Genomic DNA, 23,142 nt, shown 5'->3' on the forward strand with positions numbered 1-23,142 from the left:
CGCACGTTCCGTGTCGTTCGCCCCTGCCGCGGGACCGCCGCCCGTGACGAGACTTGAGGGAGATCCCGGCCCCGGCCCCCGGCACCCGCACGGACCGGAACCGGTGAGGGAGGTGGAGCCGATGCCGTACAGCAGCGTCGTTGACCTGATGACCGCTCCGGGCATCGGGGTGCGGCGTGACACCGGCCTGGAGGAGGTCGCCGCGCTGATCGCCGACCACGGGATCCACGCCGTCGCTGTGGTCGACGAGGAGGGGCACCCGGTGGGCGTCGTCTCACAGCGCGACCTGCGGTACGGCGGAGGCCGGCCCCTCGGTACCCGCGCGCCGTCGGCACTGCGGTCGCCCCCGGGCGGCTTCGCCGGAGCAGGTCAGCAGGGTCGCGCCGCTCCGACCGCCGGCGATGTCATGACGAGCCCCGCGGTGACGGCACTGCGCACGTCGTCCCTGCCGGAGGCAGTACGCACGATGGAACGACGCCGGGTCGGACGTCTCCCGGTCGTCGACACGGCCGAACAGCTCGTGGGCTTCCTGAGCAGGACCGACATCCTGCGCTTCTTCCTGCGCGAGGACGAAGACGTACGGACGGAGATCGTGACCGAGGTTCTCGAAGACACCCTCGGTCTCGGTCCGTCACAGGTGAGAGTCACGGTGACGGACGGACGGGTGACACTGCAGGGGATCGTCGCTCACCGGGATCTGCTGCCCGTCGTGGAAAGGCTCACCCGGGGAGTGGCCGGCGTGGTCGAGGTACGCAACCACCTCGCCTACTTCACCGACGCCCCGTCCGACCGTTCGGCGATCCAGACGGCGGCTCGGCGCTGACCGGGCGCCGGGGGATCGGCTGGGTCAGTCGCCGGGCCATCGGCTGGGTCAGGCGCCCGGTCAGCGCCCGGTCAGGGGTGCTCGCCCACGCCCGTGCGCAATTCGCGCAACCGGCCGCCCCCCGGCATGCGCCGGGCCAGCGTGGGGGTGTCCATTCCGGCGACGGTCCGCAGGCCGTGCAGGAACTCGGCCACTGCTTCCTCCGACGTCCACCTGGGTGACCAGCCCAGCTCCTCCCGGGCCTTGCCGGAGTCCATCAGCGGCAGCCGCAGCACCGCGTCGAACAGCTGGGGCGACGCGGGCAGCAGATGCGAGTGCCACCCCGCGGCGAGAGCTGTGCGCACGGGACGCAACGGCATCCGTACCACCCTGGCGCCCAGCAGCCGGGCGAGCAGATCGGCGTCGACGACCGGTTCGGCCGCGAGGTTGTAGGCGCCGCGTCCACTCCCCGTGGCGGCCAGCCGGTAGGCCTCGGCGGCGTCGTCGGTGTGCATCGTCTGAAAGCGCAGACCCGGCAGGTCCGGAACGACCGGCAGCACTCCCGGGCGGACCAGCCGCTGCGGCACGAACGGTCCCGCGAACAGCCTCCGCTGCTCGCTCGCCGCCTCCTTCTTGAACAGGAAGCCGGGCCTCATGCGCACGACACGGATGCCGGGGTGCTCGCGCTCGTAGCTGTCGAGAACACGCTCCAGATACGACTTCTCACGGCAGTACGCCGCTTCCGGCCAGCCGTGCGTGGGCCAGCTCTCGTCGACCTGGCGGTCCTTCGGGCCCGGCGCGTACGCGCCCACGGAAGAGGCGTGGACCAGCGCGGGGACCCCGGCGTCCGCCACCGCCTGGAAGACCCTGAGACTGCCGAGCACGTTGGTGCGCCACGTGATCAAAGGACGGTGCGTCGGCTGGAACAGCCACGCGAGATGCACGACCGCGTCGGCGCCCTTGAAGAGGCGGACGAGATCGTCCTTCGCCTCGTCCCCGGGCCCGGGGGCGAGCCCGGCCTCGCTCGCCCCGGCGGCCCCCGCGCCACCGCCTCCGGCTCCGTCGTGCGGCCCGCCGATGTCCACGGACGCCCAGTCCGTCTTCGGCGGCGACCAGCCCGGAAGGCGCCGTGCGATGCCGAGGACCGATCCGACATGCGGGTCGTCGGACAGCGCCTTCACCACGCTCGTCCCGACGTTGCCCGTGGCGCCGACCACGACGATGCGCAGTCCGCCGCCGCTCGTGCCGCCAGCAGCGGATCCGCCGCTGCCCTCAGTCGCTCTGCCGTCCGCGGAAGTCCCAGGGGTCATGTGCGTCTCCTTCTCTCCGCCGGGCCGACTACTGCCCCGCATCGGTCACCTGCCACCTGCCACCTGCCTGACCTGCCTCGCCTGCCTGCGCGCCGCGCGGCTCACTGTCCGGCCGCGTCGCCCGGCGCACGGGCACGGCCGGAGGGCAGGACGTCCCGGATGTCCGGCGGGAGTGCGGACTCCAGCTTCTGCATGAGTTCGGGAGCCACAGCCGCGTCCAGGACATCGAGGACGGCCGCTGCCCGTATCAGGGCGTCCTGCTCGGACGTCTCCGCCCGCCACGCCACGCGTCCCGCGAAGACGGGCAAGTCGAACGGCTCACCCCGCACCCGTGCCTCCGCGCGCTGGTGCGGCGACGCCTCGTGCTCGGCGACCGCACGCCGCAGCGGCTGCGCCGCCTCGTGCGGGAGCTGCGCGGCCAGGTGATCGGCCAGGCCGTCGGGCACACGTTCCGCGACGGTCTCCAGAGTGGCGCGCACGGCTGCTTCGGCCGCCTGCCGGCTTCCCAGCCCGGCACGCGCCTGCACCTGTCCGGTGAACTCCTCGTAGCGCATCGGTTCTGCCACCCCTTCGGGTCCGCTTCATCCGCTCCCCCCGGGTGACCGTTCACGGCGCTCCGACACCCGCGCCCTCGCGCCGGCCGCCACGCGGGCATCCGCGGCGCAGCTCCGTCCCCGGTCACGCCCGTGCCACCGTCCGCGCCGCCCATGCCCCCCGCGCCGCCCGTGCCCCCCGTGTCGACCGGAGCGTGACGGACCGGAGCACCGCCCTCGCCCGCCGATCAATGTCCGCCGCGCACGGCCCACGTATGGGTGAAGTACTCCATTCCGGAGGAACGGAAGGTACGAACGTCGTGAAACCGGCATCACAAGTTCCCCCGCAGTCGTACGGGTTGCGGCGGACGAAGACGCACGAAGGCGCAAGCAAAGGGGCCCAACATGTCAGTGCTGACCGAGCCGCCACGGGAGCGGGCCCGTGAACGCACACCAGGTGTCGTGGCGGTTTCGTGGCTGACCACCACCGATCACAAGAAGATCGGCTCGCTGTACATGGTGAGCGGCTTCGTCTTCTTCCTCCTCGGAGGGCTCCTCGCACTGCTCATGAGGGCCGAACTCGCCCGTCCGGGCATGCAGTTGATCTCCGCCGAGCAGTACAACCAGGCGTTCACGATGCACGGCACCATCATGATGCTGTTCTTCGCGACCCCGCTGTTCGCCGGTTTCGCCAACGCGATCATGCCGCTGCAGATCGGCTCGCCCGATGTGGCGTTCCCCCGCCTGAACATGCTGTCGTACTGGCTGTACCTCTTCGGCGGTCTGATCGCGGTGGCCGGTTTCCTCACCCCGCAGGGAGCCGCCGACTTCGGCTGGTTCGCTTACACGCCGCTCTCCGACGGTGAGCACACCCCCTACATCGGCGGGGATCTGTGGGTGATGGGGCTGGCGCTCTCCGGGTTCGGCACCATCCTCGGCGCGGTCAACTTCATCACCACGATCATCTGCATGCGCGCCCCGGGCATGACGATGTTCCGCATGCCGATCTTCACCTGGAACGTGCTGCTGACGAGCGTGCTCGTGCTGCTGGCGTTCCCCGTGCTCGCAGCGGCGCTCTTCGCACTGGAGGCGGACCGCAAATTCGGCGCACACGTCTACGACGCGGCCAACGGCGGACCGCTGCTGTGGCAGCACCTGTTCTGGTTCTTCGGGCACCCCGAGGTCTACATCATCGCGCTGCCGTTCTTCGGCGTGGTGACGGAGATCTTCCCTGTCTTCAGCCGCAAGCCCACGTTCGGCTACGTCGGGCTGGTGGGCGCCACCATCGCCATCACGGGACTGTCGGTCACGGTCTGGGCCCACCACATGTTCGCGACCGGAGCGGTGCTGCTGCCGTTCTTCTCCTTCATGTCGTTCCTCATCGCGGTCCCCACGGGCGTGAAGTTCTTCAACTGGATCGGCACCATGTGGAGAGGTTCGCTGTCGTTCGAGACGCCGATGCTGTGGAGCGTCGGCTTCCTCGTGACCTTCCTCTTCGGAGGTCTGACCGGCGTGCTGCTGGCGTCTCCGCCGATGGACTTCCACGTCACCGACAGCTATTTCGTCGTGGCCCACTTCCACTACGTGGTCTTCGGGACGGTCGTCTTCGCGATGTTCGCGGGCTTCTACTTCTGGTGGCCGAAGTTCACGGGGCGGATGCTCGACGAGACACTCGGCAAGATCCATTTCTGGACCCTCTTCATCGGTTTCCACACGACGTTCCTCATCCACCACTGGCTCGGCGCCGAAGGAATGCCACGCCGGTACGCGGACTACCTCGCCCGCGACGGATACACCGCCCTCAACACCGTCTCGACCATCGGCGCCTTCGTGCTCGGCCTCTCGACCCTGCCGTTCCTCTACAACGTGTGGAAGACAGCCGTGTCCGGCGAGAAGGTCACTGTGGACGACCCGTGGGGATACGGCCGTTCCCTTGAGTGGGCGACGTCCTGCCCCCCTCCCCGGCACAACTTCCTCACCCTGCCCCGCATCCGTTCCGAGTCCCCCGCCTTCGACCTGCACCATCCCGAACAGGCGTCGCTCGAACCGCCCGCGGTGGTCAATCCGCCGCGTGAGAGCTGACGGCACGGCCGATGCCGCGATCCGTCACCGGCCGGGACGAGACAGCCCGGGGCATCGCCCAGCTCGAGGGCTACCTCCTGAGTCAGACGTACCGGCAGAACGCGCGTGCCGAGGCCGAAGCGTTCGCAGACCGGCTGCCGTGGCTGACATCCGCCCAGTACGACGAGGTCGTGGAGCTCTACACCGCCGAACGGATGGCGCTCACTCGGCGCGTACTTGAGGCAACGGTGCAACGGTGCGGGGAGCTCCGGCAGGAGTACACGGAGCGCTACGAGCAACTGCGCGGCCGGCTCCTGCACCGGGTGACCGTGGCGCTGCTGGCCGGTTTCGCCGCGTGCGTCATGGCACCTGCGGTGCTGCTCCTCGTCCGCCGCTGAGAGGAGCGGTGCTCCGGGCTGCGCTCCCCGGCGCCGGAAGCGGCAGCCGCCCGACCCGTATCGCCGGCTGCTGCAACGTTGCCCCCGGTCGCGTCGGGGGTGGCTCCCCCGACGCGACCGGCGTGCCCGGAGCGTCCGATCAGCCCGCCGTGGCCACCAGGGACGACCTGTCGGCCCGGTAGACCTGCGGGCCCCTGAGCGCGATCTTCAGTGCGCCGGTGTCCTCCGCGCCCGCGAAGACCTCGTACGCCTCCTCCATCGCTTCCAGTTCGAAGACGTGCGTGATCATCGGCGACGTCGTCAGCCTCCCCGCGTTGAGCATGCTCAGCAGCATGGGCACCGAGGAGGTGTCGACGAGTCCGGTCCGGATCGTCAGGTCCTTGAGCCACAGGTCCTCCAGGTGGAGCGCCGCCGGCTTGCCGTGCACTCCCACGTTGGCGACGTGTCCCCCGGGGCGGACCATGCGCGTGCACATCTCGAACGTCTCCGGGATGCCCACCGCCTCGATCGTCACGTCGGCTCCGAGGCCGTCCGTGAGGTCCTCGACGAGCTGCTCGGGTTCGTCGGACGCGAGCACCCGCGCGTCGGCACCGAACCGGGCTGCCGACTCCAGCCGGCCGGGCAGCCGGTCCACGGCGATGATCCGGTCCGGGGAGTACAGCCGAGCGGTGACGATGGCCGCGAGCCCGACGGGCCCGGCGCCCACCACAGCGACCGTGTCGCCGGGACGCACCGAACCGTTCAGGACCCCGACCTCGTAACCCGTGGGGAAGGTGTCGGCGAACAGCACCGCGTCCTGACTGTCGACGGCACCGGGCAGAAGATGCACCGAGTGGTCGGCGAAAGGCACCCGTACGTATTCGGCCTGTGCACCGTCGATGCGGTTTCCCAGCAGCCAGCCACCACCGCCGCGGCACTGTCCGTAGGTGCCTTCCCGGCAGTACCGGCAGCGTCCGCACGCCGAGATGCAGGAGACGAGCACACGGTCACCGGGGCGGACCGTACGCACTTCCCGTCCCGTCTCGACGATCTCCCCCACGGCCTCGTGGCCGAGTACCGTCCCCGCCGCCACCTCCGGGACGTCCCCCTGGAGGATGTGCAGGTCGGTACCGCAGATGCTGGTGGTCTCCACCCGGACGACGACATCCGCGGGATCCTTCAGGTCGGGCTCGGCGACGTCCTCCCACGCGGACGTGCCGGGGCCATGGAAGACGAACCCCTTCATGGCTCTCTCCTCCCGTAGTGTGCCGCTTGCTGCTTCCCGGTCGACGCTTGCCGGTTGCTGCTTGCCGGTTCGCCGATTGCCGGTTTCCGATTGCCGCTTGCCGGTTCGCCGGTCGCCGTTCCCCCGCCTGCTCGCTGGCCTCACCCACTCCGCCGCTCAGGCCGTGCGCCCGGGCCGTGCACTCCGGCCGACGGTGCACTCGGACGCCCTGGCTCCAGCGTGGACGTGCGAACCCCACGCGTGCATGGGCCACTCGGCCCCCGCCTGCGGCCTGCGGGGCCCGTCCGCCGGAAGCCCCCGCGTACCGGGGACGTTCGGCCCGCCTCCGGGCCCTTGCGGCCCTGGTCGGCGCAGCGCTGCGGCGGCCATGCTGACAGTGAGACATCTGGGGACGCGCAGCGCTTGCCGTGACGCTTGCGACGGCTGCGGGAAGCCGGAGGGAGGCGCGATGTCCGAGTCCGTGACTGTCGGAGTGGACGGCACACGCGAGAGCCACAGCGCCGTCGACTGGGCCGCCCGCGAAGCGCTGGTACGCGGCGTGACGCTGCAGCTGCTCCAGGTCCGGGAGACCGGCGTCTATCCCTACTCCCCCATCGCCGACGACGAGGTCGAGCGCGAGTGGGCGCAGCACCTCGTCAACGAGCTGCTCGACGAACTCCACCGCCGCCACCCGGAGTTGAACGTGACGGTCGAGACGGCCAGCGGGCGGCCCTCCCATGTGCTCGCCGACGTCTCCGCCGAGACCGACCTGCTCGTCCTCGGTTCCAGTGGCCTGAGTTCCCTGCTGGGCTTCATCGTCGGGTCCGCCGCGCTGCCGACCGTCGCACACTCCGCGTGCCCCGTCGTACTGGTACGTGCCCGGCCCGGTGACGACCACGGCGCCGGTGACCACGACGGCAGCCATGGCAGGACTTCCGCAGAAGCCTTCGCCTCGGCGTTCCCTCCGCCGGAGACGGAGGCAGAGACGGGCGAGATCGTGCTGGGCGTGGATCTGCAGCGTCCGTGCGACGAACTCCTCGCCTTCGCCTTCGGGTCCGCTGCCCGGCGCTCCGTCCCCCTGCGGGTGCTGAACGCGTGGAACCTGGGCGGACGCCGCTCCATGCGGCCCACTCCGATACCCCCCGGCATGCACGGCGAACTGCTCACCGCGCAGAACGACGCGCTGGCAGCCGCCCTCCGCCCGTGGACGGAGCGGCATCCCGACATCAAGGTGCACGCCGAGGCCCTGGTCGAGCAGCCCGCACACCTGCTCGTGGAGGCGGCCACACAGGCGTCGATGCTGATCGTCGGACGGCGCAACCGGCGCTCGCGGATCGGTACGCACCTGGGCCCCGTCACGCACGCCGTCATGCACCACGCCCGCGCTCCTCTCGCCATCGTCCCGTACGACTGACCCGCCCCCGGAGGTGCCTGGAGATGTCCGATGCCAGGACCACTGACCTGTACGAGCTGACGATGGCCATGTCGTACGTGCGCGAGGGAATGACCGGGCCCGCCACCTTCAGCCTCTTCGCCCGCGACCTGCCCCCGGAGCGCGGCTTCCTGGTGGCAGCGGGACTCGAATCCGTCCTGGACCACCTCGCCGGCTTCCGCATCGGCCCCGACGACATCGGCGCGTTCGCAGCCGCGCTGGACCGGCCGACCCGCGACCTGGTGCCGCTGCTCGGCACCGCCTTCCGCGGGGAGGTACGGGCGGTCCCGGAGGGCAGCCTGGTCTTCGCGGGCGAACCGCTGCTGGAGGTCACCGCGCCCCTGCCGGTCGCCCAGCTCGTCGAGACGTACGTGCTGAACCTGGTCAGTCACCAGACGGCGGTCGCGTCGAAATCGGCGCGCTGCGTGATCGCCGCAGCCGGACACCCCCTCGTCGACTTCTCCCTCCGCCGTACGCACGGGCCGGCCGCCGGCTACGAGGCCGCCCGGCTGGGGGCTCTCGTGGGCTTCGCCGGGACGAGCAACGTGGCGGCGGCGACCTCGCTCGGTCTGCCCGCCGTCGGCACGATGGCCCACTCGTACATCGAGGCGTTCGGTTCCGAGGAGACGGCCTTCCGTGCCTTCTCCCGTACGCACCCCGGGCCCGTCACCTATCTGGTGGACACCTACGACACGGAGCAGGGCGTGCGTACGGCGGCGCGGGTGCTCAAGTCCCTCGGCCTGGGCCCCGGTTCGGCGATACGGCTGGACAGCGGCGATCTGGGCGCGCTGGCTGTCACGGCGCGCGCCGTCCTGGACGCCGCCGGGCTGCCCGAGGTGCAGATCGTCGCCAGCGGCGGCCTCGACGAGGTGCGTGTGGAGCGTCTCGTACGGGACGGCGCACCCGTCGACGTCTATGCCGTCGGCACGAAGGTCGGCGTCTCCGCGGACGCCCCCTACCTGGACTCGGCCTACAAGATGGTCGCCTACGACGGGCGTCCCGTGATGAAGCTGTCCGCGAAGAAGGCCACCGCCCCGGGCGCCAAACAGATCTTCCGGCGGCACGGCTTCGCCGACACGATCGCGCTCAAGGACGAACCGGCGCCTGCGGGGACACGTCCGCTGCTGCGCCCCGTGATGCGGGACGGAGCGCGCGTCGGTGAGGCGCCCCCGCTGCGCGAGGCCCAGGACCGGTTCGCCGCGGATCTCGCGGAACTGCCGCCGGAGGCACGGCGGATCGACGGTCCCGTGGCGCCGCGGCCCGTGGAGTCGGAGGAGTTGAGGAACCTGAGCGAACGGGTCCGTCACCGCATCGAGAGTGAATACCTGGCGCCGCAGAGCGCCTAGGCAGGCCCGGGGCCGCAAGGCCCGGGGCCCCGGAACCGGCGGGCTCCCGGACCGAGGGCCCGGCGGAACAACGGAATCAGCCGAGGAGGACACCATGGCCACCACCCGGGAGTGGAACGTACGGATATTCATCTTCGAGGAGGAGGGCACCACCACGGCGCGCGCGGTACTGGACACCGGCGAGACGACGCTCACCGGCCGTGGAGTCGCCCGCTGCAACCCCGAGGACGTCGACATCCCCGAGATCGGCGACGAACTCGCGGCGAGCCGGGCGATGGCGGAACTGGGACGGCAGTTGATGAGAGTGGCCGACCGCGACCTGCAGGGAGTGGGCGCGGGCCCGCTGCCCGCGAGGACGCAGGCTTCCTTCGGCTGGCCCGACCCGGACCTCTGAGTCCCGGCCGTCTTCGGCCGAACCCCCTTTTCCCGCCCCGCCGTCAGTGCCCTCCCGGCCGGAGGGCGAAAGGGGCGGGAAAGGGGCCCCTGAATGGGGCCGCGCCCCCTCGCGGGCGGTCCCCGCCGACGCGCCCGCGCGCGTCCCGTTTCACATCCGAGCGTCCAAGGTCACATCCGTACCCGCTCCCGGCTGAGCGGGCGCTCGCCTAGCCTTGCGCCATGACGGTCCTGCCTGACGACGAGTTCTCCCTCGCCGCCGAATTCCCCGACGCGAGCCGCGACGAGTGGCAGCGCCTCGTGGAAGGCGTGCTGCGCAAGACAGGTGCCGCGGAGGTTTCCGGCCCGGCGGTCGAGGACGTACTCGCCACCGCACTGGAGGACGGGCTCACCGCCCGCCCGCTGTACACCGCCTCCGACTTCTCCGGCGACACCGGCTGCCCGGGTGCACCTCCGTTCGTACGCGGTGGCAGGCCGGAGGGCAACGCGCTCACGGGGTGGGACGTACGTCAGCACCACCGGCAGCCGGACGCCCGCCGGTGCAACGAGGAGGTGCTCGCCGACCTCGAGAACGGCGTGACGTCGCTGTGGCTCTCGGCCGGTGCCGCGGGCGTACCCGTCGAGCAGCTGCCGGAGGCCCTCGACGGCGTCCACCTCGACCTGGCCCCGGTCGTTCTCGACGCGGGCGCCGAATTCGACGCGGCAGCACGGGAGTTGCTGCGGCTCTACGAGAAGCGCTCGATCCCGCCCCGCGCCGCGCTCGGCAACCTCGGCGCCGATCCGCTGGCCCTGCTGGCGCGTACCGGCGACGAGTCGGACCTCGACGGGCAGTCCGCACGCGCCGCCCGGCTGGCCGTCACCTGCCACGGCGAGTACCCGGGGCTGCGTGCACTGACCGTCGACGCTCTGCCGTACCACGAGGCGGGCGCCTCCGCCGCACAGGAGCTGGGCGCCTCGATCGCCACCGGTGTGGCCTATCTCCGCGAGATGACCGCCGCCGGACTCACGGCCGAAGCGGCGTGCGGACAGCTGGAGTTCAGGTACGCGGCCACCGCGGACCAGTTCCTGACGATCGCGAAGCTGCGTGCCGCCCGCCGCCTCTGGGCCCGCGTCGCCCAGGTCTGCTCGGCCGGTTCCGGCGGCGGGGACGGCTCCCGCACGGCCGCCCAACGCCAGCACGCCGTGACGTCGCCGGTGATGATGGCCCGCCGCGACCCGTGGGTGAACATGCTGCGTACGACGGTCGCCTGTCTGGCCGCGGGTGTCGGCGGGGCAGACGCCGTGACCGTCCTCCCCTTCGACTCGGCGCTCGGCCTGCCCGACGCCTTCGCGCGGCGCATCGCACGCAACACCTCCTCGATCCTGCTCGAGGAATCACACCTGGCGCAGGTGATCGACCCCGCCGGCGGCTCCTGGTACGTGGAGCGGATGACGGACGAACTCGCCCACGCGGCTTGGGAGTTCTTCCAGGAGATCGAGAACGCCGGCGGCCAGGCCGCCGCTTGGCGGTCCGGTCTGCTCGCAGAGCGGCTCGCCCAGTCGTGGGAGCGGCGCAGTGCCGATCTGGCGCACCGCCGCGAACCGGTCACCGGCGTCAGCGAGTTCCCCCACCTCGCGGAGGAGCCGGTCGAGCGCGCCCCCGCACCCCGGGAACCCGGCGGCGGGCTGCCGAAGGTACGCCGCGACGAGGCCTTCGAGACGCTCCGGGCCCGCTCCGACGCGCACTCGGCCGCCACCGGCGCACGTCCCCGCGTGTTCATCGCCGCACTCGGGCCGGCGGCCGCGCACACGGCACGCGTGGGCTTCGTCTCCAACCTCCTCCAGGCCGGCGGCATCGAGCCCGTGCACGATCCCGAGACGGTCGACGAGGCCTCCGCAGCCGAGGCGTTCAGGCGCAGCGGGGCGAAGGCGGCCTGTCTGTGCTCCAGCGACCGGCTCTACTCCGAGCAGGCCGAAGGTGTGGCCGCCGCACTGGTCTCGGCGGGCGCGGACCCGGTGCTGCTCGCGGGACGGCCGTCCGGACCGGAACGTGAGACGTATCTGCGGGCCGGAGTCGGCGAGTTCGTCTTCTCGGGCGGCGACGCCGTCGCCCTACTCTCCTCCGTCCTCGACCGATTGGGAGTGGCGTGATGCAGGGCGCGGCACAGCAGCCGGGTGCGGGAGACATCGTCCCCGACTTCTCCGGCATCGCTCTGGACGGGCCGGGCGCGGACGCCCCGGCCCGCTCCGGGACAGGTGAACTGCCGTACGAACAGTGGCAGTCGGCCGTCCAGGAGAGCACCGGCAAGAGCGAGAGCGACCTCGTGTGGGAGACCCCCGAGGGCATCGCCGTCAAACCGCTCTACACCCGGCGAGACCTCGCCGGGCTCGACTTCCTTCGGACCTACCCCGGCATCGCGCCGTACCTGCGGGGCCCGTACCCCACGATGTACGTCAACCAGCCGTGGACCATCCGCCAGTACGCGGGCTTCTCCACCGCCGAGGAGTCGAACGCCTTCTACCGGCGCAACCTGGCAGCCGGGCAGAAGGGCCTGTCCGTCGCGTTCGACCTGCCCACCCACCGCGGCTACGACAGCGACCACCCGCGTGTGACCGGCGACGTCGGCATGGCGGGCGTCGCCATCGACTCCATCTACGACATGCGGCAGCTCTTCGACGGCATCCCGCTGGACCGGATGAGCGTGTCGATGACGATGAACGGCGCCGTGCTGCCCGTCCTGGCGCTGTACATCGTGGCCGCCGAGGAACAGGGCGTGCCGCCCGAGAAGCTGGCCGGGACCATCCAGAACGACATCCTCAAGGAGTTCATGGTCCGCAACACCTACATCTATCCGCCGCAGCCCTCCATGCGGATCATCTCCGACATCTTCGCGTACACCTCGCAGAAGATGCCGCGCTACAACTCCATCTCCATCTCCGGCTACCACATCCAGGAGGCCGGAGCCACGGCCGACCTGGAGCTCGCCTACACCCTCGCCGACGGAGTCGAGTACCTGCGGGCCGGCATGGACGCCGGACTGGACGTCGACGCCTTCGCACCGCGTCTGTCGTTCTTCTGGGCGATCGGCATGAACTTCTTCATGGAGATCGCGAAGCTGCGCGCGGGCAGGCTGCTGTGGGCCAAGCTGGTCAGGAAGTTCGGCCCGCAGAATCCCAAGTCGCTCTCGCTGCGCACCCATTGCCAGACGTCCGGATGGTCGCTCACCGCGCAGGACGTCTACAACAACGTCGCCCGCACCTGCGTCGAGGCGATGGCCGCCACCCAGGGCCACACCCAGTCACTGCACACCAACGCACTCGACGAAGCCCTCGCCCTGCCCACGGACTTCTCCGCGCGCATCGCCCGCAACACGCAGCTGCTGCTCCAGCAGGAGTCGGGCACGGGACGCGTCATCGACCCGTGGGGCGGCAGCGCGTACGTCGAACGCCTCACCCACGACCTCGCGCGCCGCGCCTGGCAGCACATCGAGGAGGTCGAGGCGGCGGGCGGCATGGCGAAGGCCATCGACGCCGGCATCCCCAAGCTCCGCGTGGAGGAGGCCGCCGCCCGCACCCAGGCCCGTATCGACTCCGGACGGCAGGCGCTCATCGGCGTCAACAAGTACCGGGTGGAGAGCGACGAGAAGATCGACGTCCTCAAGGTCGACAACTCCTCCGTCCGCGCCCAGCAGGTCGACAAGCTCCGCCGGCTGCGCGAGGAGCGCGACGAGGACGCCTGCCAGGACGCGCTGCGCGCCCTGACCGCGGCGGCGGCCGACGGCCACCGGTCCGGCGGCGGATCCGCCGGACCGGAGAACAACCTCCTCGCGCTCGCGGTGAACGCCGCCCGCGCGAAGGCCACCGTCGGCGAGATCTCGGACGCCCTGGAGAAGGAGTACGGGCGCCACGCGGGGCAGATCCGTACGATCTCCGGCGTGTACCGCGACGAAGCAGGGAGCTCACCGGGCGTGGAACGCACCCGCGCTCTGGTGGAGTTGTTCGAGGAGGCCGAGGGACGGCGTCCGCGGATCCTCGTGGCCAAGATGGGCCAGGACGGGCACGACCGCGGCCAGAAAGTCATCGCCACCGCCTTCGCCGACCTCGGCTTCGACGTCGACGTCGGCGCCCTCTTCCAGACACCCGCCGAAGTGGCGCGCCAGGCCGTCGAGGCCGACGTGCACATCGTCGGCGTGTCCTCGCTGGCCGCCGGACACCTCACGCTCGTACCGGCGCTGCGCGAGCAACTGGCCGAAGCGGGACGGGAGGACATCATGATCGTCGTCGGCGGGGTGATTCCGCCCCAGGACGTGGACGCCCTCCACGAGATGGGCGCCACGGCCGTCTTCCCGCCCGGCACCGTGATCCCCGACGCCGCACACGACCTGCTCGAGAGCCTCGCCGGTTCGCTCGGCCACGAGCTGTGATCCGGTGCGGCCCATGCCACCGAAAGCACCCACGATCGACATCGAGGGCTACACCGAGGGCGTTCTCGACGGCTCACGCGCGCACATCGCACGCGCCATCACGCTCGTGGAGTCCACCAAGGCGGCTCACCGCGCACTCGCACAGCAGCTGCTGACCGGTCTGCTGCCGCATTCCGGAAACGCCGTACGGGTCGGCATCAGCGGCGTGCCCGGCGTCGGCAAGTCCACTTTCATCGACGCGCTGGGCAGCATGCTCACCGGCCTCGGTCACCGCGTCGCCGTCCTCGCCGTCGACCCCTCCTCCAGCCGCACGGGCGGCTCCATCCTGGGCGACAAGACCCGCATGGAACGGCTGGCCGTCGACCCGTCGGCCTTCGTACGGCCCTCACCGACCTCGGGGACGCTGGGCGGCGTGGCGCGGGCGACGCGCGAGACGATGGTCGTCATGGAGGCGGCCGGGTACGACGTGGTGCTCGTGGAGACCGTGGGAGTCGGCCAGTCGGAGACCGCGGTCGCCGGAATGGTCGACTCCTTCCTGCTCCTCACCCTCGCCCGTACCGGCGACCAGCTGCAGGGCATCAAGAAGGGCGTGCTGGAACTCGCGGACGTCGTCGCCGTCAACAAGGCCGACGGCCCGCACGAACGCGACGCCCGCTCCGCCGCCCGGGAACTCTCCGGCGCCCTGCGGATGCTCCAGCCTCCGGAGGCGGCCTGGACCCCGCCCGTACTGACCTGCAGCGCGCGCGAGGGCAAGGGGCTTGACACCGTATGGGAGCGGCTCCGGGCCCACCGCGAACTCCTCGACGCCGACGGCGGGTTGGAGCGGAAACGGCGGGACCAGCAGGTGGACTGGACATGGACCATGGTCCGCGACCAGCTCCTGTCGGACCTGCGCGAGGACCCCGGCGTCCGGGCACTCGCCCCCGAGCTCGAACAGCAGGTGCGGGAGGGGAAGTTGACGGCTTCGCTCGCCGCGGAGCGACTGCTGCGGACCTTCCGGGGGACCCCGGACGACGGCGGTACGCCCGCTTGACGGTGGTCCGGGAGAAGCCGAACAGCCCGTCGACGGCGGCCGGTTCTTCCCCCGGCACCTCGACGACACCGCCTCAGGGACAAGGGCGATCGAGGAGGCGGCCGAGGAAGCGGTCGAGCAGGCGGTCGAAGAGCCGCGCAAGGTCGCCGACTGCACAGGCGGAGACGTAGCCGCGCCACTGCCACCTCACGGGATCGTCGCGGTGAGCAGTACGGTTCCGGCATGCGCATCGTCTCGCTGCTCCCCGCCGCCACGGACATCGTGGCCGAACTCGGCCTGACCGGGGCCCTGGTGGGCCGTACGCACGAGTGCGACTGGCCGCCCGGCGCCGTCGAGGGCACGCCCGTCGTCACATCGGCCGGCTTCGACGCCGACCGCATGAGCAGCAGAGAGATCTCCGAGGCCGTCGGCGGCGCCGAGCACGCGGGCTCCTCCCTCTACGCCCTCGACACGGCGAAGCTGGCCGACCTCGCTCCGGACGTCGTACTGACGCAGGAGCTGTGCGAGGTCTGTGCCGTCTCCTACAGCACCGTCGCCGGCGCGGTCCGTTCCCTGGAGAGCGGGCCGACGGTGCTGAGCCTGGAGCCCCGCACGCTCACGGACGTACTCGACTGCGTGGAGCGCGTGGGTGCCGAGCTCGGAGTGCCGCTGGAAGGCTCGCGCCGCACGGCGGCACTGCGTGCACGGCTGGAACGGGTGAGGAAGTCCGTCGCCGGTCTGCCCCGTCCCAGGGTGGCCGCGATCGAGTGGCTGGACCCGCTCTGGCCCGCCGGCCACTGGGTTCCGGAACAGATCCGGGCGGCGGGCGGCGAGCCGCTGCTGGCCGAGCCCGGGGAGCACACGGAACCGGTCGACTGGGAGACGGTCCGCTCCGCGCAGCCGGAAGTGGTACTGCTCATGCCGTGCGGCCTCAGCCCAGAACGTACAGAGGAAGAACGGGAGTTGCTGACACGTCTGCCCGGCTGGGCGGAGCTGCCGGCGGTCCGTACAGGTCAGGTGTGGGTGCTGGACGGCCCCGCCCACTTCAACCGTCCCGGCCCCCGCGTCGTCCGCGGCGCGGAGATCCTCGCCCACGTCCTGCACGGTGTCACCGCCGGCGACGAGATCAACCCCGCCGAGGCCCGGCGCCTCGCGCCGTGAGCTCCGCGGGACCGGGCGGCGCTCGTTTCCCCACCCGGTGCGCTGCCGCGTACGGCGGCGGGGCCGGGTGGCCCGGCCTCGCCGGGCGCCGGCCCCGCGCGCCCTCGCCTCGCCGGAGCGGTCGGTGACGCCCTGCGCCCACCACCGCTTGCCTCGCCACCCCGCTGCATCAGCTAACCTGTCCTGGGCCGCCCTCATGGGGGCGACCCAGGAGCTTGCCGGTCCGATGCGTTCCCTCGGGGGCCATCGAACGTCCGCCAGGCCCCGCCTCCGTAGCTCAGGGGATAGAGCACCGCTCTCCTAAAGCGGGTGTCGCAGGTTCGAATCCTGCCGGGGGCACGTACAGCATCCACACGGGCGCCCGTGGCCTGATCGCAGGCCACGGGCTTTCGTGTGTGCTTGCGCATGGCGTTGCTGAGCCTTTCTGCCCGTGCACGGCGGTACGGAGTTCACACGCGGCAGACGGCGGGCGGGGGCGGCTGCTCGCCGCCCCCGCCCTGTGCGCCCCAGGTCCGCCCGGTGCTGCCTGAGGGCTATTCCGTCATCATGAAGTCGACCTTGACGGGATCGGCGCCGCCGACGGTGAACCGCATGCTCGGGATCTCACCCGCGCTGAGGCCCTCGGTGTAGATGGGGGCCTCGATCCGCGCCGACTCGCCCTGGCCGAGGTCGAGATCGACCTCGCACTCCGCCGTGTCGGAGACCTGCTTGACCACGCAGGAGTATGGCACCTTCGATCCGTTCTCGCGCTGCACGAGGACCTCCTGGTCCCTGTAGAACTTCACGCCCTTCGGACCCGGCTTGAGAGTGACCGTCAGCTTCCCGACGTGCCCGCTGGTGTCGTTGACGACGTTGACAGCGGGATGCGCGGGCCCGTTGACCTTCGCCGAGTACGGGCTCACGGGCCTCACGACGGGCTTGGCCACCGGGGCCGGAGGCGGCGGCGTGGGCGTGAGCCGGCCGGAGAAGTCCCAGCGGGAGCTTGAGTCGTTGGAGGACGTCAGGCCCAGCCTCGCCCACGACGGCTGCGGGGTGACCGGCGCGAGATGCCTGCTCGGGTCGTTGCGGGGGCTGATGGTCACACCCTTGCCGCCGTCGGTGGCGGGCTCGACGATCCAGTCCTGGACGGTGGAGTCGTCACAGCTTCGGAAACTCGTCGGGAAGGTGTTGTTGTACGGGCTCGGGACGTTGCTCAGGCACCAGTCATGGCCTTGGGCGTCGGTGAGCCTGAGATGGCGGTACTTGCCGCCTTCCTGGGGTTCGAGGGTCCAGTCGAGGTTCGTGTAATGGGGCCAGATCGCCGGGTCTACCGTGTTTGCGGGTTGGCCGGCGCGGAGCACGTTGTCCCAGGCAGCCATCTTCTGGCCGTTCCTCTGGTTGGTGAGCGTGCCGGTCGGCGACGAGGATTCGTCCGCTGCCGCCGGGGTGCTTCCGACCGCCAGTGCTCCGAGCATGCTCGTGGCCACGGTGAGGGTGGCCACTGCCGTACGGGCGAGTCCCGTGGGCCGTGCTGCTCTGTTCTTCGTCCGCCGACGCTGGTCGATGGTTTCCATGTGTCCGCCTTTCCTGGCGAGTTCGGTGTCTTTCACGGCGCGGTGCCGGGGTCCGGCCCCGCGCTCTTCAAGGGGATTCACCTGCGGCGGGCGGCCGATGTGTGACGGCTCGGTTCTTTGGCCAGGTCGGCCTGTGTCCGGGAGGTACGGGAGCGTCGACGCCATGGCGCGCTGAACGCACGGCCGCCGGACCCGGCGCTCTCCTCGCGCCGGGTCCGGCGGCCGTTCTTTCGCCGCGTCTTCTTCGGACGGGCCCCGGGCCTCAGGCGCCGCGCCTCCTGGGAGCCGTCCAGGGAGAATCAGCGCGGCTGAGGATGAGCGCGAACTCCGCACGCATCCGGTCGAAGGGCTTGTACGGGTCGAGTCCCGTGAGCTTCCGGATGGCGCGCAGCCGGTAGGTGCAGGTGTGCCGGTGCACGTACATGCTGCGGGCGGTCGCGGTGACGCAGAGGTTGTGTGCCAGGAAGGCCGCCAGGGTGTCCAGCAGGTGGCGACAGGCGCTGTCGGTCACCAGGGGGCCCAGACAGGCTTTGACGAAGGCGCTCCGGTCCTCGGGGGGCATGTCGAGGGCGGCGACCAGCGGGAGTCCCTGGCGGGTGTCGAAGGGCAGCCCGTAGTGGCGTGCGACGACGGCGGCGAGGGCGGCCCGCCGTGCGGCGCGGGAGGTGTCGCCGTTCTCCACCACGACCAGTGCGTACGTACCCAGGACCTCGGGTGAGCAGGGACGTTCCTGTGTGAAGGCGCAGACATGGGTTCCGGTCACGGTGATCAGCGCGTCGGGGTTCGCCGCGCGGAACCGCCGCAGGGATTCCCGCTCCCCGTCCGCGGCCAGGATCACGGCCAGGCACCACCGTGGTGCCGGGCGCCGGTCGCCGGACGACAGCGGCGGTGGTGCCGAAGGCAAGGGCGGCTGCGGCAGCGGCTGTTCGACGGCGGGGACGGGTGAACGCTCGGGTGAGCGGCCGTGAGTCCGCTCAGCGGCGCGGTCGTGGGCGCGCGGGTCGGCGCGGTCGTGGACCGTGCCGTGGGCCCGTGCCCCGGGGTAAGTCCCGTCGTGGACAAGCTCGTCGGACGTGGACGTCCCCGGCGCCTCACCACCCGTGGCGACCGCGCCTCCGTGCGCCGCGACGCTCGCCGCCGCCGCGGCCTCCATGCCGCGGCGCAGCGCATGTTCCGTGGGCTGCGACGAGTCGGAGGGGGATCTGTCCCGGGTCAGCGCGCGGACGTAAGCCCGGTGCAGCAGCAGGCTCTCCTCCGGTGACAGGCCCGCGGCCCGGTGAACGTCGAAGCGTTCGTCGAACCTTGGGCGCAGGGCCGTCGCCGGTACGCGGCCGCGAGCCACGGTGAGCCACAGCGTCATGTCGTCCACGGCCACCGCGAGGCTCAGCCGGTCCGCGAAGTGCCGCTGGACGAGGGGCTCGGCCAGAAGCCGGCGGGCCAGCGGCTCGGCCCGGCGGTCGCGTCCGTCGTCCACGGCACGGCGCGGCGCGGGCGCGGGGAAACGGGCGGGGAGGCCGGAGATCTCAGGCAAGGAAGGATGGTGCACGAACACTCCTGGCGATGGGTAATGCCTCGGTTCAGCGCGCTCGTTGCGCTGGCGCTGCCGGGCTTTCGCTCAAGCCTGGGAGTGGCGCGTTCTCGCCGACAATCGACAACGTGCATAAAGTCGGCGGCGATTTCCCGGAAGCGGGCGCCATGTTGGACAAAGTCCGCCTTCCGGGTGCGGCGAACCGGGAATCGATGATTGCGGACACAGGGGTCCGGGAATCCTTGGCGGCCACCGTGGTACGGACCGTGCTCCGGCGTTGTCCGCAGGCCAAAGCCCCAACTCACCCTGCAGGGAGACGTTTCCCGGGTCGAACATCACCTTGTGCAGTAGTCCGACCGCCTTACGCGGAAATTGGGGCAGGGGCTTGTACAGGGTGGCCTTGAATACGCCTGCGGCCTTTCGGGGAACTTCGATTCCGGGGTCTTCTGTACGGCAGCGGGGCGACGAATCGCCTCCGCCGGTATCCGATTCGTGCCGGACCGTCAGGTGCTCATTGTGCCGAGCACTTTCCCCGTCCCAGCTGGACAGGTCTTCGGAGCCGTCCCGTCCCGATTACGCCCGTACACACCGCACACCGACACCGCATGCCGACGGCACTCCCGGCACGCTTCGCGTGAGGTCGGCGGAAGTGTCCGCGTACACGGGGCGCGGGCGGCGGACGACCGACCGCCCTGCGGCCGGGGCCGGTTGGGCCGCCTACCAAGGAGCAACGCCCGACATGTCACTGCCGTGTCCCCCCGGCGCGAGCGAGTCCCCTGCCCTGGCGGGCGGGCTCGCCGGCCCGCTCGACCTCGAAGTCATCGTCCCCGCCTACAACGAGGAACACCGCATCGAGGCGACGATACGGGCCCTGACCGGCCACCTTCGGCGGCTTCCGCTGACCGGCCGGGTCCGCGTGGTCGACAACGGCAGTAGCGACCGCACGGCCGAATGCGTCGACCGGCTGGCCGCTTCGGGGCTGCCGGTCATGGTCACCGGCTGTGCGAGTCCCGGCAAGGGAGCGGCGGTGGCACGTGGAGTGCTCACCTCCCGTGCCCGCTGGACGGGCTTCTGCGACGCCGATCTCGCCACTCCTGCCCATGCACTGGACGACGCGCTGACGCTGCTGCGCGAGGGCTGGGAGGTGGTCGTCGGCTCCCGCCGCTGTGCGGGGGCGCGCATGGTCGTGCGCCAGCCGCTGTCCCGGCGGCTGGGCGGCTGCGGATTCCGCTTCCTGGCACGGGGGTTGTCGGGGCCGGTGGCGGACACGCAGTGCGGGTTCAAGTTCTTCGCTACAGCCGCGGCGCTGCCGCTGTTCGCCGACGTGACGTGCACGCGCTTCGCGTTCGACCTCGAGGTGCTGGCCCGTGCGCGTGCGCTGGGGCTGAGCACCGTGGAGTTCCCGGTGGCGTGGAGCGACCGGCAGGGGTCGACGTTCCGGCTGGTGAGCGACGGCTGCCGCGCCGCCGCGGACCTGTGGCGGCTGCGACGCCGCCTCGCCCACCTCTCCGGCGGGCAGCGGCCCGACGCCGCGACGCGGACCGCTGCTGCGGCGGTCCGCGGAACGGACACCGCCGCTACGCGGACCGCTGCTGCGGGGACTGCCGCTACGGAGAAGGGGCGTGCGTCGTGAGCGGGCTGCGGGAGTCCTTCCCGGGAACGGACCGCTGGCGCGGTCGGCACGTGGTGATCGCCAACTGGCGTGACGGCCGCCATCCGCAGGCGGGCGGCGCGGAGTCGTACTGCGAGCGGGTCGCCCGCGAACTCCACGACGCCGGAGTCCTCGTCACCTTCCTCACGGCCAGACCCCGCGGCAGCGCGCGACGTGAACGCACGCCGTACGGCACGGTCGTCCGCGGCGGCGGGCGCTACACGGTCTATCCGTTCGTGCTGCTGTGGCTGCTGCTGCACCGCCGCGGAGTGCACGGCGTCGTCGACTCCCAGAACGGCATCCCCTTCTTCGCGCCCCTGGTGGTGCGGCGCCGCACGCCTGTACTGCTGCTCATCCACCACGTCCACCAGCAGCAGTTCGCGGTGCTCCCCCGCCCCCTCGCCATGCTGGGCAGATGGCTGGAGGCTGCCGGAAGCCGCCTCGTCTACGGGCGGGGGACGGTCTGCGCGGTGTCCCCTTCGTCACGGGCGGAGATCCGCTCGCAGTTGGGCCTGCGCGGCCCGGTGTATCTCGCGCCGCCGGGGCTTACGCCCGCGGCCCCCGGCCCGCGAGCGGCGAGGCCTCGCATCGTGTGTGTGAGCAGGCTGGCCCGTCAGAAGCGGCTCGACCGTCTGATCCGTGCCATGCCGCCGCTGCTGCGGCTTCAGCCCGGTACGGAGCTGCACATCGTCGGGGACGGGGCGGCGCGGTCCGAACTCCAGCGCCTGGTTACCGAGTTCGGCGTGGGGCGGGCGGTGGTCCTCCATGGGCGGCTGCCCGCGCGTGCCCGGGACGCCCTGGTGGCGTCGGCGTGGCTGACGGCGCTCCCCTCGTCGCGCGAAGGCTGGGGCCTGTCGGTCATGGAGGCGGCGGCCCTGGGGGTGCCGGCGGTGGCCTATGACGTACCGGGTCTGCGGGACACCGTACGGCCCGGCCGCACCGGCTGGCTGGCCGAGGAGGATCCGCCCGATGTGCGCGGCGAGGAAGTCGGCAGCGGCGAGGACGGCGCGTGCGGCCGCGAAGCCCCGGGGCAGCTCGTGCGGGCGCTCGATCAGGCACTGCGAACGCTGCGCGACCCGGACCAGTACGCGCTCTTCTCCGGGGCCTGCCGCGAGTGGAGCGCCAGGTTCACCTGGACGGCCACCGCCGCGCACCTGCTGTCCGCGCTGACCGCCGAACGTCTGCGCCTGCGCGGGGACTTCGGCCAACAGCCCGTGAGCGACAGCTGCACCGTGGTGACCTTGCCCCGCGAACTGTTCGACGCGGCGGACCCGAGTGTGCTGCGGCCGACCGATCTGGCGGAGACGGGCGACAGTCGGGCCGCGCTGCTTCTCACCGGCGCCGACGAGCAGGATGCGCGCGCGGCGCTCGTACGGATGGGACTGGACCCGTACGACGACCGGATCGAGGTGCGGCTGGCCCGCCACCGGGATCTGCTGGGCTGGCGCGCGCATCCGTCGGCGGGCGACGGGCGGGGCCGCCGCGGCGCGGACCGCCGGGTCCCGAAGCCCCGGACGCGAGACCACCGCGCCCCGGACTGCACTTCTGCCGACGGCCGGTCCGCCGGGGCCCGTTCGGCGCTGCCGCGCTTGGCGGCCGCCGTGCCGGGGATGCTGCCGCGTCCGGTCGTGGCCGCGCGTCCGGTCGTGGCCGTGGCCGCGTTCGCGGGCGTGCTGTTCGCCCTCGCCGTCGCCGCCGGGGAGCCATACGCGGTGACCGGCGTGCTCCCGGTGGCGGTTCTCTCGTGCCGCCGCGCCGGGGGGCGGGAGCAGGCCGTGTGCCTCATCGCCGCCGTGGCCGCCGCGTACGGCGTGTACGTCGCGGTGGCGGCGGGCGGCAGGACCCGCGAACCGTGGGGGCTGTGGGGCCCGCACCAACCGGCGGGTGTTTTCCCGCAGTTCGTCATCGGCTGCACCGTGATCACGCTGGGGACGTCGACGGTCCTCTGGCTGCTGTGGCGATGCGTACGCCGTCCGGCGACGGAAGCGGCGCTCTTGGCACACCGGCCGGCACCGGATCGCCGGACGCCGTTCCTCATCACCGCGTGGTGCGCGGGGGGACTGGTCCATCTCTGCTACGCCGAGGCCCGCGGCGCCTTCGAAGTACGGCTGTGCCACCCGCAGTTGATCGCCGCGCTGGCCTGTCTGGCCCTGGCCGCGGCGCACGCCGTGCGCGGGATCCACGGCGACGGCCCCTGCGCGACCGACGCGACCACCCCTGCCGCCAGGCCCACCAGGACCACCAGGACCACCAGGACCACCACGACCGGTGGGTCCGGCGGCCAGCTCGCCCGCGCCCGCACCGGTCCCGGTTCACCGGCGCTCTCCAACCGCCGTGAAGAGCAGGCGGGTTGAC

General features: G+C 71.7%; 17 protein-coding genes and 1 tRNA gene. 13 read left to right on the forward strand and 5 right to left on the reverse strand.

The genetic code is table 11. The features are described from left to right. The first annotated feature begins 121 nt into the window (after positions 1 to 121). The gene (locus tag ACFPA8_RS09435) at positions 122 to 823 is read left to right on the forward strand and encodes a CBS domain-containing protein (protein WP_386445241.1); all 702 of its coding nucleotides are present in this window, start codon (positions 122 to 124) and stop codon (positions 821 to 823) included. Positions 824 to 894: 71 nt separating this feature from the next. Here ACFPA8_RS09435 and ACFPA8_RS09440 read toward each other — a convergent pair whose 3' ends face one another. Further along, positions 895 to 2,112 (reverse strand): NAD-dependent epimerase/dehydratase family protein, encoded by a 1,218-nt coding sequence (locus tag ACFPA8_RS09440; protein WP_386445244.1) that lies wholly within the window; start codon positions 2,110 to 2,112, stop codon positions 895 to 897. A 101-nt stretch (positions 2,113 to 2,213) separates the two neighbouring features. After that, positions 2,214 to 2,678, reverse strand: coding sequence for a DUF2267 domain-containing protein (locus ACFPA8_RS09445; RefSeq protein WP_386445247.1), 465 nt, complete (start codon positions 2,676 to 2,678; stop codon positions 2,214 to 2,216). Between the two features lie 372 nt (positions 2,679 to 3,050). Between ACFPA8_RS09445 and ctaD the strand changes: the two genes are divergently transcribed. After that, positions 3,051 to 4,727: an aa3-type cytochrome oxidase subunit I gene (gene ctaD, locus ACFPA8_RS09450; protein ID WP_386445250.1), complete on the forward strand. Its 1,677-nt coding sequence runs from the start codon at positions 3,051 to 3,053 to the stop codon at positions 4,725 to 4,727. 11 nt (positions 4,728 to 4,738) lie between these two features. Further along, positions 4,739 to 5,104, forward strand: a complete 366-nt coding sequence (locus ACFPA8_RS09455; RefSeq protein WP_386445253.1) for a hypothetical protein — start codon at positions 4,739 to 4,741, stop codon at positions 5,102 to 5,104. A 139-nt stretch (positions 5,105 to 5,243) separates the two neighbouring features. Here ACFPA8_RS09455 and ACFPA8_RS09460 read toward each other — a convergent pair whose 3' ends face one another. Next, complete coding sequence (locus ACFPA8_RS09460; RefSeq protein ID WP_386445256.1) at positions 5,244 to 6,329, reverse strand: alcohol dehydrogenase catalytic domain-containing protein; 1,086 nt, start codon at positions 6,327 to 6,329, stop codon at positions 5,244 to 5,246. Positions 6,330 to 6,777: 448 nt separating this feature from the next. On the opposite strand from ACFPA8_RS09460, the gene ACFPA8_RS09465 reads away from it, so the two are divergent. The 8 genes from ACFPA8_RS09465 (at position 6,778) to ACFPA8_RS09500 (ending at position 16,394) form a co-directional block, all read left to right on the forward strand. Then, the gene (locus ACFPA8_RS09465; RefSeq protein WP_386445259.1) at positions 6,778 to 7,722 is read left to right on the forward strand and encodes a universal stress protein; all 945 of its coding nucleotides are present in this window, start codon (positions 6,778 to 6,780) and stop codon (positions 7,720 to 7,722) included. Positions 7,723 to 7,745: 23 nt separating this feature from the next. Next, positions 7,746 to 9,086 carry a nicotinate phosphoribosyltransferase gene (locus tag ACFPA8_RS09470; RefSeq protein WP_386445262.1) on the forward strand — a complete coding sequence of 447 codons (1,341 nt, stop codon included), beginning with the start codon at positions 7,746 to 7,748 and terminating at the stop codon, positions 9,084 to 9,086. A gap of 94 nt (positions 9,087 to 9,180) precedes the next feature. Then, entirely contained in the window at positions 9,181 to 9,480 is a 300-nt protein-coding gene (locus ACFPA8_RS09475) for a DUF1876 domain-containing protein (RefSeq protein ID WP_386445265.1), read from the forward strand. Between the two features lie 221 nt (positions 9,481 to 9,701). Next, positions 9,702 to 11,609, forward strand: a complete 1,908-nt coding sequence (locus ACFPA8_RS09480; RefSeq protein WP_386445268.1) for a methylmalonyl-CoA mutase family protein — start codon at positions 9,702 to 9,704, stop codon at positions 11,607 to 11,609. Continuing rightward, the gene (gene scpA / locus ACFPA8_RS09485; protein WP_386445270.1) at positions 11,609 to 13,882 is read left to right on the forward strand and encodes a methylmalonyl-CoA mutase; all 2,274 of its coding nucleotides are present in this window, start codon (positions 11,609 to 11,611) and stop codon (positions 13,880 to 13,882) included. Before ACFPA8_RS09480 ends, scpA begins: the two co-directional genes overlap by 1 nt. Before the next feature lie 13 nt (positions 13,883 to 13,895). Further along, the gene (gene meaB, locus ACFPA8_RS09490; protein ID WP_386445273.1) at positions 13,896 to 14,915 is read left to right on the forward strand and encodes a methylmalonyl Co-A mutase-associated GTPase MeaB; all 1,020 of its coding nucleotides are present in this window, start codon (positions 13,896 to 13,898) and stop codon (positions 14,913 to 14,915) included. Positions 14,916 to 15,137: 222 nt separating this feature from the next. Beyond that, the gene (locus ACFPA8_RS09495) at positions 15,138 to 16,055 is read left to right on the forward strand and encodes a cobalamin-binding protein (RefSeq protein WP_386445276.1); all 918 of its coding nucleotides are present in this window, start codon (positions 15,138 to 15,140) and stop codon (positions 16,053 to 16,055) included. A gap of 266 nt (positions 16,056 to 16,321) precedes the next feature. Next, positions 16,322 to 16,394: transfer RNA gene (locus ACFPA8_RS09500), tRNA-Arg, on the forward strand. Positions 16,395 to 16,588: 194 nt separating this feature from the next. On the opposite strand, the gene ACFPA8_RS09505 is transcribed toward ACFPA8_RS09500, so the two are convergent. Both ACFPA8_RS09505 and ACFPA8_RS09510 read right to left on the reverse strand, forming a co-directional pair. Beyond that, the gene (locus ACFPA8_RS09505) at positions 16,589 to 17,608 is read right to left on the reverse strand and encodes a hypothetical protein (RefSeq protein WP_386445279.1); all 1,020 of its coding nucleotides are present in this window, start codon (positions 17,606 to 17,608) and stop codon (positions 16,589 to 16,591) included. 262 nt (positions 17,609 to 17,870) lie between these two features. Continuing rightward, positions 17,871 to 19,139: a PucR family transcriptional regulator gene (locus tag ACFPA8_RS09510; RefSeq protein ID WP_386445282.1), complete on the reverse strand. Its 1,269-nt coding sequence runs from the start codon at positions 19,137 to 19,139 to the stop codon at positions 17,871 to 17,873. 736 nt (positions 19,140 to 19,875) lie between these two features. Between ACFPA8_RS09510 and ACFPA8_RS09515 the strand changes: the two genes are divergently transcribed. After that, positions 19,876 to 20,769: a glycosyltransferase gene (locus tag ACFPA8_RS09515; protein ID WP_386445285.1), complete on the forward strand. Its 894-nt coding sequence runs from the start codon at positions 19,876 to 19,878 to the stop codon at positions 20,767 to 20,769. Further along, positions 20,766 to 23,141, forward strand: a complete 2,376-nt coding sequence (locus tag ACFPA8_RS09520; protein WP_386445288.1) for a glycosyltransferase family 4 protein — start codon at positions 20,766 to 20,768, stop codon at positions 23,139 to 23,141. The genes ACFPA8_RS09515 and ACFPA8_RS09520 overlap by 4 nt, the downstream gene beginning before the upstream one ends. Position 23,142: the final 1 nt, after the last annotated feature.

Source organism: Streptomyces ovatisporus, from assembly GCF_042653885.1.
GTDB classification, from domain to species: domain Bacteria; phylum Actinomycetota; class Actinomycetes; order Streptomycetales; family Streptomycetaceae; genus Streptomyces; species Streptomyces ovatisporus.

What these genes read in the sequence shown, in the direction of transcription:
- ACFPA8_RS09460 (WP_386445256.1), bottom strand. Translation starts at nt 6,329, where the DNA reads ATGAAGGGGTTCGTCTTCCATGGCCCCGGCACGTCCGCGTGGGAGGAC.
- ACFPA8_RS09480 (WP_386445268.1), top strand. Translation starts at nt 9,702, where the DNA reads ATGACGGTCCTGCCTGACGACGAGTTCTCCCTCGCCGCCGAATTCCCC.
- ACFPA8_RS09470 (WP_386445262.1), top strand. Translation starts at nt 7,746, where the DNA reads ATGTCCGATGCCAGGACCACTGACCTGTACGAGCTGACGATGGCCATG.
- ACFPA8_RS09435 (WP_386445241.1), top strand. Translation starts at nt 122, where the DNA reads ATGCCGTACAGCAGCGTCGTTGACCTGATGACCGCTCCGGGCATCGGG.
- ACFPA8_RS09495 (WP_386445276.1), top strand. Translation starts at nt 15,138, where the DNA reads ATGCGCATCGTCTCGCTGCTCCCCGCCGCCACGGACATCGTGGCCGAA.
- ACFPA8_RS09515 (WP_386445285.1), top strand. Translation starts at nt 19,876, where the DNA reads ATGTCACTGCCGTGTCCCCCCGGCGCGAGCGAGTCCCCTGCCCTGGCG.
- meaB (WP_386445273.1), top strand. Translation starts at nt 13,896, where the DNA reads ATGCCACCGAAAGCACCCACGATCGACATCGAGGGCTACACCGAGGGC.
- ACFPA8_RS09475 (WP_386445265.1), top strand. Translation starts at nt 9,181, where the DNA reads ATGGCCACCACCCGGGAGTGGAACGTACGGATATTCATCTTCGAGGAG.
- ACFPA8_RS09505 (WP_386445279.1), bottom strand. Translation starts at nt 17,608, where the DNA reads ATGGAAACCATCGACCAGCGTCGGCGGACGAAGAACAGAGCAGCACGG.
- scpA (WP_386445270.1), top strand. Translation starts at nt 11,609, where the DNA reads ATGCAGGGCGCGGCACAGCAGCCGGGTGCGGGAGACATCGTCCCCGAC.
- ACFPA8_RS09440 (WP_386445244.1), bottom strand. Translation starts at nt 2,112, where the DNA reads ATGACCCCTGGGACTTCCGCGGACGGCAGAGCGACTGAGGGCAGCGGC.
- ACFPA8_RS09455 (WP_386445253.1), top strand. Translation starts at nt 4,739, where the DNA reads ATGCCGCGATCCGTCACCGGCCGGGACGAGACAGCCCGGGGCATCGCC.
- ACFPA8_RS09465 (WP_386445259.1), top strand. Translation starts at nt 6,778, where the DNA reads ATGTCCGAGTCCGTGACTGTCGGAGTGGACGGCACACGCGAGAGCCAC.
- ctaD (WP_386445250.1), top strand. Translation starts at nt 3,051, where the DNA reads ATGTCAGTGCTGACCGAGCCGCCACGGGAGCGGGCCCGTGAACGCACA.